At 62.2% G+C, this 15,728-nt stretch carries 13 protein-coding genes; all 13 read right to left on the bottom strand.

From position 1 onward, the window contains the following. Positions 1-65 precede the first annotated feature (65 nt). The 13 genes from PJK54_RS03970 to PJK54_RS03910 all read right to left on the bottom strand — a co-directional run bounded on the left by PJK54_RS03970 (position 66) and on the right by PJK54_RS03910 (position 15,728). Positions 66-3,443 carry a hypothetical protein gene (locus PJK54_RS03970; RefSeq protein ID WP_271302302.1) on the bottom strand — a complete coding sequence of 1,126 codons (3,378 nt, stop codon included), beginning with the start codon at positions 3,441-3,443 and terminating at the stop codon, positions 66-68. 28 nt (positions 3,444-3,471) lie between these two features. Then, a complete protein-coding gene (locus PJK54_RS03965; protein WP_271302301.1) occupies positions 3,472-3,870 on the bottom strand; it encodes a hypothetical protein in 399 nt (132 codons plus the stop codon). A 33-nt stretch (positions 3,871-3,903) separates the two neighbouring features. Continuing rightward, the gene (locus tag PJK54_RS03960) at positions 3,904-7,389 is read right to left on the bottom strand and encodes a hypothetical protein (RefSeq protein WP_271302300.1); all 3,486 of its coding nucleotides are present in this window, start codon (positions 7,387-7,389) and stop codon (positions 3,904-3,906) included. A 62-nt stretch (positions 7,390-7,451) separates the two neighbouring features. Further along, positions 7,452-7,892, bottom strand: a complete 441-nt coding sequence (locus PJK54_RS03955) for a hypothetical protein (protein ID WP_271302299.1) — start codon at positions 7,890-7,892, stop codon at positions 7,452-7,454. Positions 7,893-8,409: 517 nt separating this feature from the next. After that, positions 8,410-9,309: a DUF6731 family protein gene (locus PJK54_RS03950; RefSeq protein WP_271302298.1), complete on the bottom strand. Its 900-nt coding sequence runs from the start codon at positions 9,307-9,309 to the stop codon at positions 8,410-8,412. A gap of 67 nt (positions 9,310-9,376) precedes the next feature. Then, positions 9,377-10,129, bottom strand: coding sequence for a hypothetical protein (locus tag PJK54_RS03945; RefSeq protein WP_271302297.1), 753 nt, complete (start codon positions 10,127-10,129; stop codon positions 9,377-9,379). Between the two features lie 52 nt (positions 10,130-10,181). After that, positions 10,182-10,676, bottom strand: coding sequence for a hypothetical protein (locus tag PJK54_RS03940; RefSeq protein ID WP_271302296.1), 495 nt, complete (start codon positions 10,674-10,676; stop codon positions 10,182-10,184). 21 nt (positions 10,677-10,697) lie between these two features. Continuing rightward, positions 10,698-11,306: a phage tail protein gene (locus PJK54_RS03935; protein ID WP_271302295.1), complete on the bottom strand. Its 609-nt coding sequence runs from the start codon at positions 11,304-11,306 to the stop codon at positions 10,698-10,700. Between the two features lie 2 nt (positions 11,307-11,308). Next, on the bottom strand, positions 11,309-11,626 hold the full coding sequence (locus tag PJK54_RS03930; RefSeq protein WP_176493351.1) for a head-tail joining protein: 318 nt from the start codon (positions 11,624-11,626) through the stop codon (positions 11,309-11,311). Positions 11,627-11,630: 4 nt separating this feature from the next. Next, positions 11,631-12,626: a major capsid protein gene (locus PJK54_RS03925; RefSeq protein ID WP_271302294.1), complete on the bottom strand. Its 996-nt coding sequence runs from the start codon at positions 12,624-12,626 to the stop codon at positions 11,631-11,633. A 99-nt stretch (positions 12,627-12,725) separates the two neighbouring features. Further along, positions 12,726-13,142, bottom strand: coding sequence for a head decoration protein (locus PJK54_RS03920; protein WP_271302293.1), 417 nt, complete (start codon positions 13,140-13,142; stop codon positions 12,726-12,728). A 21-nt stretch (positions 13,143-13,163) separates the two neighbouring features. Beyond that, positions 13,164-14,222: a head maturation protease, ClpP-related gene (locus PJK54_RS03915; protein ID WP_271302292.1), complete on the bottom strand. Its 1,059-nt coding sequence runs from the start codon at positions 14,220-14,222 to the stop codon at positions 13,164-13,166. A gap of 9 nt (positions 14,223-14,231) precedes the next feature. Then, positions 14,232-15,728, bottom strand: a complete 1,497-nt coding sequence (locus tag PJK54_RS03910) for a phage portal protein (protein WP_271302291.1) — start codon at positions 15,726-15,728, stop codon at positions 14,232-14,234.

Raw genomic sequence — 15,728 nt, 5'->3', positions numbered from 1 at the left:
CTGAAACGAATTCGCCCGGCAGGTGCCGGGCGTAGAGAATGAAACTTGAGAGCTGATGTGTGGCGTCAGGCGTTGGCGTTGCCACGGATCTGCAGTCGGAAAGAATCTTGCTGGCCGCTGGCCGGCCCCTGCAGGATCACGCGCGCCAGCCACATCGGGAAGGATGCGCCGATGGTCGAGAAGCGGATCACGTTACCATTCACCCAGCCAGCCCCGAATCCTCCTGCCTTGAGGGACCAGTAGGGCACGCCGTGATTGGGGTTGGTGGGAGCAGTGTCTTCATTGATATTGCCCACACCAATCTCACCCACCGTGCGGCCGATGATGCGGAAGTTGCTGGCGCTGGTGAAGATCAGCGCCCAGTCCTCGGTGATGGCCCCGCGGTTGGTGATGATCGGCGGGTAGGTGGTCACGTTGTACTCGGCCAGGGTGCCATCTGCGCCATCGTTGTCGTCTTTGCTCCAGTCTCGATCCCAGCTCGAGAGATCGAAGAAATCAGCCACGCGCGCTTGCAGATCACCGGCCACCATCGCGGCGCTGACCAGCGTATCGCCGGCGGGGTAGTCATGGCTCAGATTGCCCTTGAGCGTCAGCGCCCCCGATAGATCCACGTCCCCCACCAGCAGCATGTCCTCGACACGGTGCAGGGCGTACCAGGGTTCGGGGTGGGTGGCCGTGTCAGGCGCGGCGAGCTGCACGGTGCCGGCATCGAGGTCTGCACTGTACTGGGTGGCGGGCACCTCCTCGCCGGTGGCGTCCTCCACCACCAGACTGGCCAGCCGCGAGCGGCCGACCTCCAGCGTGGTGCCGCCACCAATCCCCAGCGGGAACGGGGCGCGGCCGGTGTGATGCACCACCACCACGCCGCCGGCACGATAGATGGGCACGCGGCCATCGCTGGGCAGGCGCACGGGGTCGATGCCGATCAGCTCAGCCTCGAGCGGCAGTGTGGTCAGAATGACGGCATTGAAACGGGCGGTGCTCGGGATCACCTGGGTGGGCCGCCAGATCATGCCGGCGTCATCCACGGCCGTGGCGTCGTACCAGGATTCGGCGCGCTCGGCAGCGCTCAGGCTGTCATTGCTGACCAGCTTGCCGAAGGTCACGCGTACCACCCCCGTCTCGAAGCTGGCAGAGCCTGCCATCTCGTCACCCTCGATCTCGCCAGAGAGTGCCGCCTGGCCGGTGATCGAGCGGCCGTCGAGCGTCGTGGCCTGGATCAGCAGACCACCCACCTGCAGCGGCGAGCCTGGCGTGCGGAAAAACGCCTCATCGAGCGTCCAGGTGCCGAAGGTGCTCACCAGCGTTTTGACGGTGATGGTGGCGCTGGTACCGCTCGGCCAGTCAGTGATGCGGGCATCACCGGTGCCATAGTCGATGGTCCCCGCGAGAACGCCGGCCCCGTTGCTGGTCACGCTGCGATAGAGACTGCCCTGGCGGTCGATGAACGTATCACCTCGGAAGATGAAACTGAGGGTGCCTGGCACGACGCTATCTTGCAGCAGGGGCATCAGCTCGACATCGAGCGGGGCGAGATCCTGGGTGATGGTGTGGGTGGTCGGGGCGGCGCTGTCCAGCTGACTGGTCAGCCAAACGCTCGAGCCGTTCTCGAAAACGTCGCGCTTCTCTTTGCTGCCCCACTCGCGGTGCGTGGCATCGCCATCGTCCCACTCGCTGACCTCGCGGATCTTCTCGACCTCGAAGGTCACCGCGCCGGTGGCATAGTCGATGCTGCCCTCCCAGCCGCCACTAAAACCACCCTGCCCATTATCGGTGATGGTGTAGGTGACATCGGCCTCGCCGCCATTCTGCTCGACAGTCTCCCAGGTGCCGGTGCGCGGGCTGCTGCGCGACTCACTCTCGCTGCTCGACCAGGTGCGCACCACCGACCAGGTGATGGCCACGCTACCAGGACGCACCGGCGCATCGCTGATGCTGAGGCTGACCAGGCCGGCCCCGTTGACAGACGGCAGGAATTGCTCGGTTTTCGGTGCCCCGTAGTCATATTCGATCTCGACCTGGGTGCTGGCATCTGGGAAGGCGTCGCCATTGAACTCGACATACGCCTCGCCTGGCTGGGGCGCGCCACTGCCGTCGGCATAGCCGTAGACCACGCGGCCGGTGGCTGCGCCGCTGAGGCTCCCCAGGCCATCATCGGTGGCCGTCTTCTCGCTGCCGCCAGAGATCCAGCGCACGGTAACACTGCCAGGCATCACGCCGGCGTGATCGAGCACGAACGTCATCCAGGGTTTGTCGATGGTGGCCTGGCCGGCGCGGTCCTCATAGTGGGCCGGCGTGCCCCAGCTGAACAGCACCGAACTGCCGACATCCGGCAGGCCGCCCAGCGTCACGCTGACAGATCCGGTGGCGTAGTCCACGCGCCCCGCCCCGCTGCCGCTGAGATCGCCATTGGCGTCATCGTCGCGCAGCTCATACCACTTGCCCAGCGAGCGATACGCGATCACCACGCTACCAGGTGCCGGCAGCGGGTCCAGGCGGCTGACATAAGTGAAGCCACGATTATTCAGCTCGATAGCGATCTGGGTGGTACTGGCGATCTGCGCCACCTCGAAGGTCGAGCCACCGCTGCTGACGCTGATAGTGGCCGTGCCGCCCACCTGTACATCGGTCACCGCCTGCTCGGTGGTGGTGGCCGGCACAAGCGGCGCATAGGTGCTGGCCACGGTGACGCTATTGGCCCCGAAGGTGGCCGGCTGGGTCAGGGTGCTGACGCCATAGTAACGGGCGGCATCGGTGCTCTGCCCTTCGCGGATCACGGTATCGGGGTTGAGGGTGCCAGGCTTGGGCTGCACGCCATAGACACGCTGGCGCAGTGCGGTGGATAGCCCCAGCGTCAGCACGCGACGCTCGAACGTCTGCACGTTGCTGCCGTTCTCATACTCAAACGTTCTGATCTCGTGGTCGATCTCTGAGATGCGCACATATTGGACCTCGCCGGCGGCATCGCCCTGCTCGGTCATCAGCGCCAGCACATCGCCCAGATCGGGCAGCGTGGCCTCTGGCATCTGAAACGTGATGATGCTGCGCTGGCCGGCCAGCTGATCGCCCAGCAGCGTCATGCGCGAGGTCGCGCCGGCGGTCACATAGCTCTCGACATAATCGCGGGACTCGGCACGCTCATCAGATGGCGAGCCGGTATCGAACATCACCACGCTGACATTCGGATCAGCCGGCACCTGGTCAATGATCGCGTGCGCCCCGAAATATTGGGCGGTGTTGTCGGTCAGCACGCCGGCCCCGACCTTGCGCAGCGAGGTGCGCCCCGCTGCGCGATCGAGGTCAGAGATGTCATCAAAGATGTCATTGCTCGCGCCATCGGTCACGGGGCGGCCAGTCAGCCGGCCACCGCCATCGGCGTTGTCGGTCATGCGCTCGGACTGCAGGATGCGGATGTCGCCGCTATGGATTGTTTCGTCGGCCATGTGGCTGGCTCCAGCAGGAAGGTGAGAATCAGGAAGTGATCAGGCGCAGCGTGATGGTGTAGGGGTGATCCGGCCCTTGGCCGCCAGCGGCGAGGCGATAGACCTCGGTGGCCGTGACCGCCTCACCACTGGCACGATCGAACACGCAATCGAAGGTTTGACCATCGCCCCAGATGAGCGTCATGGGCGTGCCGTCTGGCCGTGGCGTGGCCGCCAGCTCAGTGAGGGCCAACGCGGTGGCGCGGGTTACCCAGGCCCCGTTGCCGCTGGCGAGGGTGATGGGCCGCCCTGCCGCCTGCGCGGATTCCTCGATGATGAGTGCCCCCGTCAGCGTGGGCGTCTGCACTTGGCCGACGCTGTGGGACACCAGCTCATCGGTCCACTGGATGTCATCGGGCAGCACAATGCCCTCAAGGGTGATCGCCATGGCGTTCTCTCAATAGAAATGAAACGCCCGCCATCAGCGGCGGGCCGTCGTGCGTGAGGCTTGGGTCAATCTGTCAAGGAAGGCATCGGCCTCGCTCTCATCCACCCCGTTCAGCGTGACCTGCTGGCCGGCGATGTTGAGATCCACCGCCACGCGGCGTTGAGCCTGCACCGACTGGGTGAGCTGGCTGGTACGGTTCTGGGCGTCACGGTTGTTCTCGCGCTGGGTGGCCTCAGCCTCCTGCACGTTTCGCTGACGCTCAGCCTCATCTGCCAAAGCCTGCTGCTTCTCCTGCTCGCTCTGGGCCTGGATGTCCGCGAGGCGTAGGTCGTGGGCCTGCTCGGCCAGCCTCAGCGCCTCCTGGGCCTGACTGATGGTCTGGGCATCGCCCAGGGCGCGGGCCTTGTCCAGCGTCTGCTGCAGCTCGAGCTGCTGCTCCTGGTAGCGCAACGCCTCCACCTGGGTGCTGTCACCCTGCAGGCTGGCCAGCTCAGAGCGCAGGCTCGCCAGCGTGTCGCTCACGCTGTCAGAGAGCGAGTCCACCTGGCTGCGCACTGACTGGATGGCACCCTCGAGGCTCGATAGCGAGGCGTCATCGAGCAGATCGAACTGCCGGCGCAGATCCTCGCTCGACATCCTCAGCAGCTGGGTGGCGCTGACAGCCTGGCCGGAGTCGGCCGCCAGGTTGCGCAGACCAGCACCTGGGTCGCTGCTGGATACCTTGCCCAACGCCTCGACCAGCTCAGTGGCCGCAAGCTGCTGCTTGCGGAATTGCAGCTCGACTAGCCCGCTATTGGCCGCCACCTTGGCCATGTACTTTTGCACGCCCATGGGATCAGCCCGCGTCTTCCACACGGTGAAGGCGTTCCCCACGGATTCCTCGAGATCCGCGATCTTGTCGCGCAGCAGATCCACGGTGCCGGTGACGCCGCTGCTGCCGGTCATGGCTGATTTAAAGGCGGTGCCGGCGCGAGCGCTCAGCGCCTGGGTGGCGTTGGCCGCCTTGTTATAGATGGCAGCCAGGCCGCCGCCGATAGCGTTGGCGCGGGCCTCCACGTTGCTGACGGCCGACTGGGTGGCGGCGTCATCCTCGGCCTGGGCCTCTCTGCGCGCATTCTGGATGATGCGCAGATTCTTGATCGCCTCGGCCTGGGTGGCCGCCTCCTGGGCGCGCTGATCCTCGAGCGCGCTGGTGGTGTCGTCTATGCTGGCCTTGTACTCGGTCCAGACGCTGCGCAGCGTACCGGCCCCCGTCACGCCATCGGATACCAGGCCGGCCAGCGTCTCGCGGATCGCCTCGAGCGCTTCGTCACCCTCGAGCTGCGATAGCGCCTCACCGAACGCGGTGCGCAGCTGCTCGCCGGTCAGATCGCCCTGGCGCGCCAGCGTGTCGAATGCCTTGATTACATCCGCCTCGGCCTGGCTGATGCCGGTGGTCAGATCCTGCAGCGACAGCCCCAGAGTGTCAGCGGCTGCCTTGCCGGTGGCCTTGAGATGCTTCTCGAGCAGATCCGCCCCAGCGACACCGGACTCGACCAGCTCCTCGAGCAGCGCGCGGAATGCGGCCAGCCCTTCATCTGAGCTGATCGCGCCCTGGGCCTTCTCGAATGCGGCACCGACTTGCTCGGCACTGACCTGGCCGTTATTGGCGAGCCGGTCGAATGCGTCGATTGCCTCAGCCTCGACGTCCTCGATGCCGCTGCTCAGCTCCTCCAGCGAGGTGCCCAGATCCTCGGCCGCCTGGGCCGCCGCCTTGCCCTGGGCGCGGGTGGCGTCAGCCTGCCGGCGTTGAGTCTCGGCCAATGACAGCATCTTGCCATCGACCACATCGGCACCAGCGGCCAGCTTGTCGAGCTGATCAGCGGTAATGCCGGCCGCCTTGGCCTGATCCTCCACCGCGTCGGTGGAGTTATCAAAGGCGTTGGCCGCTGCCTTGCCGGCCTCCATGGCCTGATCAAAATAGCGCTTGGCGTCAGCGTTGAGATCCGCGAGCGTAGCCTCTGCCGCCTTGGCCTTGGCCTGGGCGTTGGCGACCTCTCGATCAGATGCAATGCCTACCTTATTCAGCAGCTCGAGCGACTTGGCATTGAGCTGCAGAATGCCGGTGCCCAGTGACGCGACACCGGCGGTCACACCGGCGGCGGCCGACTGGATCAAGCGAAACGATGCCACCAGGCCATTGCCCATCATCTGGCCGACATCGACCAGCAATTGCATCGAGGACGCGATCTGATCGCGGTTATCAATAAAGCTGCGCACCCAGTCGGTGCCGATCTTGATCAGCCCATTGATCGCGGTGGCCAGCTCATCCACCAGCCTGGGATTATCTTTCAGCGCGTCATCGAAGGCATCGGCGGCTTCTTCCACCGCCGGCGAGAGCTTGGAAAACAGTTGAGTAGCAATGCCCTGCAGACGGGTCTGCACCCCGTTGATCGCCTCCTCAGTCTTGAGCAGGTTGGCGATCTGCTCGGGCGACATGATCAGCCCCATCTCGCTGGCCTGATCACCCAGCTGGCGCAACAGTGCCGCGTTGTTTTCCAGCAGCGGCTGCAGACGCGAGGCGTTACTGGCCAGAGACTCGAGGAATGTGATCTGGCTCGCCTGGGGCAGATCCTGCATGGCGTCAGCCAGGCGCAGGAATATCTGATCAGGGGCAAGATTTATCAGATCCTTTGCCGCGACGCCCAGCCCCTCGAGCGCATCCATGGCGTCGCCGCCGCCATTCTCGTAAGCGTCCCCGATCTTGTCGGCCACATCCTGGAAGATGTCGCCAGCCTCGTCAGCATCCAGCCCCGCGCGCTCGAAGGCGTAGCGGTACTTTTGCAGGGCAACGATACCCACGCCGGTGCGCTTGCTGACGTTATCCAGCTCTCGCGCCAGATCCGCCTGCTCTGAGGTCATGCGCGCCGCAAAGCCCGCGACCAATGCACCACCCGCGACAGCGGCACCGGCGGCCGCCTTGCTCCAATCGTTGAGCGCCTGGCGGGCACGCTGCAGCCCCGTGCTGCCCTCCTCTGCCTGATCGCCTGCCTGGGCGGCTGAGCTGCCCATGCCGTTGAGCGCGTTCTGGGCCTCGCGGGCCTCACGCGCCAGGCGCAGCTGCTCCTCGGAGAGATTGCCAGTATCAATGCCGGCATCGGTCAGGCTCTGCCCCAGCTGCGCCGCCTGGGCCGCTTGCTGCTGGTAGGCGTCACCGGCGCGAGCGGCAACGGCGCGCGCTTCGTTGAGGCGATTTTGCTGCGCGATGCTGGCCTGGCCGCTGGCCTCGATCTCCTGCTCGAGCGCGCGCACCTTGTCGGTGGCCTTGTCCCACTCCTTTTGCGCCTTGCCGGTGGCAGTGGTGGCCTGCTGGAAGGCGCGCACCAGGGCGCGCTGATCCTCGAGCTGATCCAGCGTATCTCTCAGCGCAGCAGCCTCTGCCGAGAGGTTGCCGACACTATCGGCGGCCGCATCGGTGCTCGGAGAAATCAGGTTTTTGGCCTTGAGCACCAGCTCAGCGGCGAGATCCGATAGAGCCATAGTTTTCTCCAGGCGTAAAAAAACCCGCTGATAGCGGGTTTTTTTAATTTATAGTAATAAGTCTATTTTTTATTCATGGTCTTCTGCAAAGATAACTTATAAACATAAAGTGCACTAGACACCATTAGACCTGCAACGAGAGCACAAACAAGAGGTATTACTCTGTAATCAAAAAGCACACCGAATATAGAGAGTATCAACAATAAGCATGAAGTCCCTTTACTCGCTCCATCCAAGTCGTGCGTCACATCCGTCAAGTAGGATATTACCCATGTAAAGACAACACAGAACAAAGATAACAAAACACCTATTGAATAGAATAGATTAAGTGCATCTTCATCTATTCTTCTCCCGCTCATCACGACTATAGTAGCTGTAGCAATACCAAAAGAAATTTGACCATATGCTGAAATCCAAGCACGACTTCTTTCAACATATCTGCCAACACCCCAACCAATTGCTCTCAGAACAACGAAGCAAATCACGAGTACTACCAGCCCCATATTAACCTCTTATAAAAGTACAATGCTTGTTTATTACTAACGACATTATCTATCAAGCCTACATAATAACCACAAAAAACTCCCACATCAAAACAACATTAAAGCTACATCATAATTAAACTAATTATTCGATAAACCCTCCGTAAAGATAAAAGACTGTACACAAAGCACGAAGCCACAATTACTGGATATAAGTAACAGCTGCTAACTTGCTCAAAAAAGCCTAGAGCCCCTATGCTACACAAAATAAGAGAGGAATCCATGGCACTCGACAGATAATTCTTAAGATCATCTATATGCCCAGAACCCTTAAGCACTTGAAGCTTGCTGGTTCCTGAGATCAAAATTGACTTCATTGTAGAAATGAAAGCGGAGAAGATGCCACCTAAAGCTACTATCGAAGAATAAAAGCTTGATCCATCAGGCAGTTTTAACCCAAACTCATGCGAGACCAGGAGTATAAAAGCTACTACCAGAGATATTAACAGAGGCAGTTTGTACTCAGTGCTAATTTTCATTAACAGTCCTCTTCAGTACAAATATACTTAGCACTTACCCAAGCATAATATACTTTTTCGAGAGCTCCCCATCTATCACTCAGGGATGCTCTGAAGGTTAGTGGGTCAATATCCACATTAACCTCTTCTGTTAATTTAGCGCCTAAAAGATCAAGTACCTCTGATCTTGAGGTGTCAGAAAATCCTTTTGTTTCAAGCTTAGAAACTGGTTGCACCTTATCTGTATTCAAGGTCAAAACTTTTTTACATATTTCCTTAACTTTACCATTCAGAAAACCTCCCTTCTTCCTTCCGTCAACACTTATTGTTATATGTAAATCAGTAGCATCTAGACTAGACGTTAGCTCAAGAAGATCACGCAGCCCCAAAGTTCCTTTATCTACTTCAGAGAGCGAGGATGTATTGATTTTCATTTCAAAACTTGAAAGACATTTTTGCGATTGAAACTTCCTTTCAATTTTTTTATCTACACTCTGAACAGCCTCCACGTATTGCTTAGATATTTCTAGAAAATACTTCTCTAGTGACGAAATTCGCGGTCCAGTCTTAGAAGATTCTAGTAATAAAAAACCTGTTACCGGATCAAATATAGCTACGGAATCATCGCTAGGATTTGAACCTTGATAATCAATACCAGAAAGACCTTCGGCCTCACTAGCTTTTCCAATCGAATGGCTATTACTCAACTTTACGACATTAAAAAAAAGCAACTCATCGCTAGAATAAAGATCTAGGCTATTACTTCGACTTTCAATTTGTTCTATCCTATAATGCGCCCCACTTATAACTCTTAATCTATCAGACAGAGGCATGCTGGCGATTTCACCTAGCACACTACTGATGCATGCCTCCGTTTCAAGCTTAAACAGGTGCACACGCACTGTTTTTGATCTTCCCATAGTTCCCTCTATCTAGACAGGCAATCCATTCTTTCCATACGTTGCCTGCATGATAGAGAAACAAGCTTTATCTAGCCATGGCCACTTTGAAGTAGCGAGACACGCCGGCACCGACCTTGCTGGAATCGACCAACAGGCTGCCATCGAGCGCCAGCTCGCCAAAGTCGTCACCGATCAGCGCCAGGCCAGTGGTCGGGCTGAACTTGACGCGGTGCGCGGTGACGGTCACGGCGCGGCCGCTCTCGGCTTCGTTCAAGCCATCGAACACCAATTCGTATTCGTCACCGCTGCCGGTCATGGCCTCGATCACGTCCGCCTCGGCGCTGGTGTAGTCGATGGCCACGTCAGTGCCCTCGGTGATGCCGCCACCCTCGAGCACGTAGACGCCGGCACCGGTGATCTCGTAATCGACATCCTCGATGGCCACATCACCCGCGCCATCGGGGTCGATGGTGACGGTGACGCTCTCGCTGCGGTCGGGTGTCTTGCTGAGCGCCAGCAGGGTGCCAGGGTAGGCGGTGTGGCGCTCGTCAGTGACGGGGGCGCTCTGCACCTCGGAGCGAGTGCCGCGCAGCGCCATCGCCACATTGTCGGGGCGCAGCTCCAGCATGGTGATGCTCGAGCCAACGCTGCTGACGCGCTGGATCTCGTTAGCGTTGCCGCCACCCGCTTGGGTGTAGTCGGCCTGGGTCAGCGTGTCCGTCTCGACAGAGAACTCGAGGGCGGAACAGTTGCCGACTTGCTTGAGGCCGCCACCGCTTGAGCGGTTGCGCAGATACACCATGCCTTTGCCAAGGTAGCTATAGGTTTTCGTGGCCATGTTGTGGCTCTCCAAATATGCGGGGTGGTGGGTGTCGTGCAGTGATGCGCGGTCAGGTGTAGTGCTCGACGCACTCCATGGTCACTGGCATGGATGCCAGGGCGTAGCGGGAATCCTCGGCCAGTGCATACTCGGCCGCGCCCAGGGTCATGCCGTTGTGCTTGAGCACGCGCGTCAGATCATCGCTCTGATCCATCAGCAGGCACCGGCGCAGATCGGCCAGCCCTGCCTCGAGTGCCGTCTCGCCGGCGGTCGCATCGTCCTCAGTGCGCGGCAGTGCATCGACCACCAGCACCAGGCGCGCGTCAGTGCTGAGAATGGCGCGATCTTGCCGCGTGCTGCTGGGGCGCTCGGTATCGGACTGCAGCGCCAAAATCGGCACATGCTGGCGAGCACCCAGCGCCAGAATCCAGAATCCCCGCCAGACGCTCAGGCCGAGATCGGTGTGATAGCCATTGGCGCGCGTGATGCTGGCCAGCCTGGCCTGCAGTGCGCGCATGGCTTGCGTGGTGATCGGCAGCTCAGGCGCTGCCAGTGAGTCGGGCATGGTGACCTCTCAGAGAATGGGTCAGCTCAGGCGATCAAACTGCCTGATGAACTCATCAGCGGCATGCTGCATGGCCTGGGGTGCGACAGTCGCGCGCACGTCAGACCACACCTGGTACACGCTGGGGCCGTGCATCACGCGGTAATCGCTCGGCCCATCGCCGGTGCGCACTGCCGGTGCCCACTGGCCACTCCCAGCAAGTCGCACCCAGAATGCGCCCTCGATCCGCTTGGTGCCGCCGCCAGTCTTCACCCTGACGCCCTTCACGCCTGCCGCCTTGCGACCTGCTGCGATGCCCCGTGCTGGGTCACCCTTGAGGCCGCGCCGGCTGCTGGCCTTAACGGTGCGCATCTTGGCCCCGTAGCGCGTCAGCAGCACCGCGCGAGGATTGGCCGCAATCCGCGTCGAGAGATCCGTCGAGGTGGCGAAGGTGCGCACCTTGAGATTGTCATTCACATAGCCGGCAGAGAGCGCCACTTGCTGGCGTATCGCGGCGCTGCCCAGAGTGCGAGCACGCCGCGCGGCAGAATTGAGCGCGAGCTGCGCCGCCTTGGCCGCCGCCTTGGGTGCCAGGCGGTAGGCGTCAGCGACGCCCTCGAGGTCGCGCAGATCCAGGCTTGTCGCTGCCATTGTCAGTACCTCGAGGCTGTCCAGCGCTGCTCGAATCCGTCATCGCCAATTGGCTCGAGCAGCGTCCAACGGTCATCGGGTTTGCCGGTGTCGATCAGCGTGCCCCGATCCACCCGCCCCACCTCCTCAGTGAGCACACCGATCTCACACCGCGATTCCAGCACGATGCCGAAATCGTCAGTAATGGTGGCGTCACGGTCGATGATGATGCGGGTGGGAATGGGCGCGCCGCCACGCGGGGTAACGGTGGCGGGCACGCTTAGGCCGCCGACACCGAACAGCAGCCGGTTAGCTGCTGCCTCGATCTCGTCGATGCTCATTGGCTCAGGCCGTCTCGACCAAACGGATGCACGCGCCTGGGCGAGTGTTGAGAATGATCGGGTTAGATTGGGCCTCGATCTCCACGCCCTTGCCATGCGCGAGGCGGTCGGTGCTGGAGTAGAACGGCAGGCCGATAGTGTTCACAGCCTCGACGTAATCGGCCGGCGCATAGTGCGCGATGAACATATCCGGCACGCCCATCGGGATCACGACAGCCTCGCCAGTAGCGACAAAGGGCTGGCCGGCGACATTGCCCACGGCGCGCTCCCAGGTGATGCCACCGAACTCGAAGGCGTCGCGGCCATCGCCGCGCAGCTTCTCGCTCTGCTGATTGAGATACGCCTCGCGCACGTTCGGGTGGCTGATCAGCTTGCGCCAGTAGCTGCGCCCACAGAATGCATGCGCGCCGGTAAACGGCAGCATCTTGAGCGCGTCCTCGATGCCCTCGAGCACGTCCAGCGCCTTGCCCTGCACGCTGGTGCTGTCAGTGTTGAGCGCCATCTTTACGGTCTTTTGCTCGATGCCAAAGGCGCTATAGAGATCCGTCAGCACAGTCTTGCCGTCCGCGTCCAGAATCTTGCCTTTCAGCGCGCCCATGCGCTGCCACTCGAGGGTGGCGTCGATACGGCGCGCCATCCGGCCCAGCTTCGTATCGACCACCTGCTGCACGCCCTCGAGCTGGTCCTCGCTGCCGAAGGCGCGCACGTTCTGCACTTCATCCGCGAGGATGGTGTCAGTCACCGGCAGGTGAACGGCATTGAAGGTGACGCCGGTGCGCTTGTTGCGCTTGAGCGGGTCTGCCGGCGCGCCACGCTCGCCAGCCGGCACCAGCGCCAGGGTGTCGCCATCCTTCTCGACGGTGGCGGTGGTGGTGGCAATGCCGGTTTCTTCAAAGATGCCCAGCTGGCCCAGGCGGGACGGCACGTAATCGGCTTCATTGATCGAGGCCGTCAGGCTGCCGATAGAGAAGATGTCAGAGGAGAAAATATCAGCGGGCATGTCGCCCTCCTTGAGATGTCGGGTACGGTCGGGGTCGTGCGCTAGAAACGACAACGCCGCCCAGTGGGCGGCGCATCAGACGGTGTTGGTGCGGGTCAGTTATTCGGCTACGGGGTCTTCAACGGCGAGCACGCCCACTGGCAGCTCGACGCCGCGCAGGATAATGCCGGCATTGATCAGCCCTGCATTCATCGCGCCCAGCTGGCCATCATTCATGCCGTCAGCCCAGGTGATCGCGGTGCCATTCACCTCGCAATCGCGCACATGCGCGACAGCCGGCACCGGCCCCTCGCGGGCGTCTGCCGGTCCATAGAGGATGCCAGCAGCGATCTCGGTGCCATCGCTGGCAGTCGGGTCATGCGCCACGTAGGTGCCATCGTTGGCCATGGCCAGCACGGTGCCGGCCGCCAGTACGCCAGACGCGATCACAATGGCCTCGCGCGAGCGAGAGCCGGGAGCCTCGGACAGTACGTGCTCGCCGGTACGGGCCGGCTCGGTGTGTTGAATCGGGGTCATGATGCTCTCCAGGTGGTGCGGTTAGGATGCGCTGCGCGCGCGGCGGCGGGCATAGATGCCCTGGGTGTCGATGCCGGCACGCTGGCCACCCTCGGGCGAGTGGCTGGAATGCACGCCGGCGCTCGAGGCAGCAGCCACGTCGAAAACGTATTCGCGGGCGGTGTCGGTCTGCATGTCGCTGCTGACCAGCTTGGCCATCAGCTGGTGCTGGCCGGTGGTGGTGCAGGTGTCGATGATGGCGACCACGCGCTCGCGCTCAGCCGCGACAGCCTCGCGCTGCAGGGCAGCGGTATCAGGTGCCGGCGAGGTTGCCGGCTTATCACGCCAGGCGAGGATCTGATCGCCCAGCTCAGCGGCGCGGGCCTCGGCCTGGGCCGGCTCGATGTCGAAGGCCAGGGCATCGGCGGCGCTCATGGCGCTGGGTGCCGGTGCAGGCTGCGCCGGTGCGCGCTGCTGCTCGAGGTGATGCTGGGCAGAGCGGCCGGCAGCGGCCAGGGCGCGGGAGTAATCGCCAATCGAGGCGGCCGCCTTGAGGTCAGTATCCACGGCGTCGATCAGTCCCAGCGCCATGGCGTCCTCGCCGGTCATCCAGGTTTCTGCGCGCATCGCCTCCTGAATCTCGACGCGGCGCGGCTCGCCGGCACGCGCGACGAACAGCTCCAGGATGCCATTGCGGATAGTGTCGAGATCATCCGCGAGCTTGCGCATCTCGGTGGCGTTACCCATGGCGACGGTCCACGGGTCGTGGATCATCAGCAGCGAGCCGGTGGCCATCTCGCGGCGGTCGCCGCCCATGGCGATGGTCGCGGCGATAGAGGCCGCGATGCCCTCCACGCGGGTGGTCACCTGGGCCTTATGGCCGCGCAGATAGTTGGCGATAGCGATGCCATCAGCCACGTCGCCGCCTGGCGAGTTGATATGCACGGTCAGTGTCTCGACATCGCCCAGCGACGCGATGGCGTTGATAAACGCGCTGGCCGTGGTGCCGTCACCGCTCCACCAGTCGATGCCGATCTGGTCATTGATCCACACGTCAGCGTGACGGCCATCGGCGGCCGCCTGTACTTCAAACCATTTCATGATGATTCCTCATTGGTCGGGGTCGGCGTCAGGGTCTGGGTCGTTCGCCTGCGCGGTGCCGTTCTTGGCCACGCGGCGCGGATCGGAATCGAGCACCAGCCCCTGGTCATCTGCGCTCACGTTGCCGCGCGCGATCTCTTTATCGAGCTGATCGAGCGACCAGCCGCGCTCTGCTGCCGCCTCGCCGCGAGGCTTGAAGCCGGCGCGCACTTCCATCAGATCGGCGGTGACCTCCTTCACGGGGTCCACCCATTGCCACTTGGGCGCGATCCAGTCGATGGCCAGCAGATCCGCGCGACGGCGGGCGTAGTCGGGAATGACCAGCGCCCCGCTGCTGACGGCGGTATCGAGCCACTTGGCCGCGATGGGCCGGCACCACTTGTGGATCACCAGATCGGCCTGCAGCATCTCAGCCCGCCGGCGGAACTCCAGCAGCCCCGCGCGGATCGAGGAATAATTGACGCCCTGCAGATCGCCGGTCAGCTGCTCATGCGTCAGGCCGGCACCGCGCGCCACCGCGTGCATCTCGGTGCGCAGCCAGTTGGTGTAGCTGCTGCCAATATCGGGTGGGTCGGAGAATGTCACCTCCTCGCCATCCTCCAGGTAGTGGATGCCGCCAGGCTCGAAGGCGTCGATGCCCTCGCCACCCTCGCCATCCTCGACGTGGCTGCCGTGGGTGCCAAAGAATGGCCCTTCATCCTCGGGGTCGGCATCGGCCTTGCGCTTGACGAATGCCCCGAACAGCTGCGCCAGTTTCTGGCGCGCGAGGGTGGCATCCTGCATGGCGTCGATTTCATAGAGCCTGACGATCACGCTGGTCAGCTCAGGCACGCCGCGCAGCTGGCCAGGGCGGGTGCGCCGGAACAGGTGCAGCACCTGATCGGCCGGCACCGGCACGCGAGCATTGATCTGCGCGGTCAGCTTCTCGGCAGGGTGGTAGCGCCAGAGATGGTAGGCGCGGCGCTGGCCGATGCCGTCCATCTCGATGCCCATTTTGATCACGCGGCCGCTGAGGGTGGTGGAGTGGCTGGCGTCCAGGTGGTCGGCCTCGATCACCTGGATCTGCAGCGGCACGCTCAGGCCGTCGCTGATGCGGCGATAGCGGAAACGCCCCAGCACCTCGCCGGCCTCGAATTGGCTGCCAATCGCCAGCGCCTGCAGGCCATAGAAGCTATCGAGGCCATCGGCGTCGGCCTCGCCTGCCCAGCGGTCCCACAACGCCTGGATCTCAGGATCTGACCACTGGGGTCTGATGCCGGTGCCCACCAGGTTGGCCACGTAGCTCTCGCGCGCGCCGCTGGCGTATGCGTTATTGCGCACCGCATGGCGACTGCGCGACTTGAGCAGCGGCAGCGAGTGAGCAATGGCGGCATTGGGGCCGGTGGTGGTCACGCCCCGCCCTGCCATGCGTCGGCCCTGGCTGGCCCCTTCATAGGCGCTCGCCTTGATCCCCAGCCGCGAGGAGAGGCGGCGCATGCCCCGCGAGAGGGTGCTGATCACGCCCAT

Origin of the sequence: Cobetia sp. MMG027 (assembly GCF_027947415.1) — a bacterium.
Taxonomy (GTDB): domain Bacteria; phylum Pseudomonadota; class Gammaproteobacteria; order Pseudomonadales; family Halomonadaceae; genus Cobetia; species Cobetia marina.
The sequence above is the reverse complement of the archived record's forward strand: the minus strand, read 5'-3'. Positions and strand labels throughout refer to the sequence as shown.

Bases quoted from the DNA above. Each gene is read 5' to 3' on its own strand.
- PJK54_RS03970 (WP_271302302.1), bottom strand. From the start codon at position 3,443: ATGGCCGACGAAACAATCCATAGCGGCGACATCCGCATCCTGCAGTCC.
- PJK54_RS03965 (WP_271302301.1), bottom strand. From the start codon at position 3,870: ATGGCGATCACCCTTGAGGGCATTGTGCTGCCCGATGACATCCAGTGG.
- PJK54_RS03960 (WP_271302300.1), bottom strand. From the start codon at position 7,389: ATGGCTCTATCGGATCTCGCCGCTGAGCTGGTGCTCAAGGCCAAAAAC.
- PJK54_RS03955 (WP_271302299.1), bottom strand. From the start codon at position 7,892: ATGGGGCTGGTAGTACTCGTGATTTGCTTCGTTGTTCTGAGAGCAATT.
- PJK54_RS03950 (WP_271302298.1), bottom strand. From the start codon at position 9,309: ATGGGAAGATCAAAAACAGTGCGTGTGCACCTGTTTAAGCTTGAAACG.
- PJK54_RS03945 (WP_271302297.1), bottom strand. From the start codon at position 10,129: ATGGCCACGAAAACCTATAGCTACCTTGGCAAAGGCATGGTGTATCTG.
- PJK54_RS03940 (WP_271302296.1), bottom strand. From the start codon at position 10,676: ATGCCCGACTCACTGGCAGCGCCTGAGCTGCCGATCACCACGCAAGCC.
- PJK54_RS03935 (WP_271302295.1), bottom strand. From the start codon at position 11,306: ATGGCAGCGACAAGCCTGGATCTGCGCGACCTCGAGGGCGTCGCTGAC.
- PJK54_RS03930 (WP_176493351.1), bottom strand. From the start codon at position 11,626: ATGAGCATCGACGAGATCGAGGCAGCAGCTAACCGGCTGCTGTTCGGT.
- PJK54_RS03925 (WP_271302294.1), bottom strand. From the start codon at position 12,626: ATGCCCGCTGATATTTTCTCCTCTGACATCTTCTCTATCGGCAGCCTG.
- PJK54_RS03920 (WP_271302293.1), bottom strand. From the start codon at position 13,142: ATGACCCCGATTCAACACACCGAGCCGGCCCGTACCGGCGAGCACGTA.
- PJK54_RS03915 (WP_271302292.1), bottom strand. From the start codon at position 14,222: ATGAAATGGTTTGAAGTACAGGCGGCCGCCGATGGCCGTCACGCTGAC.
- PJK54_RS03910 (WP_271302291.1), bottom strand. From the start codon at position 15,728: ATGGGCGTGATCAGCACCCTCTCGCGGGGCATGCGCCGCCTCTCCTCG.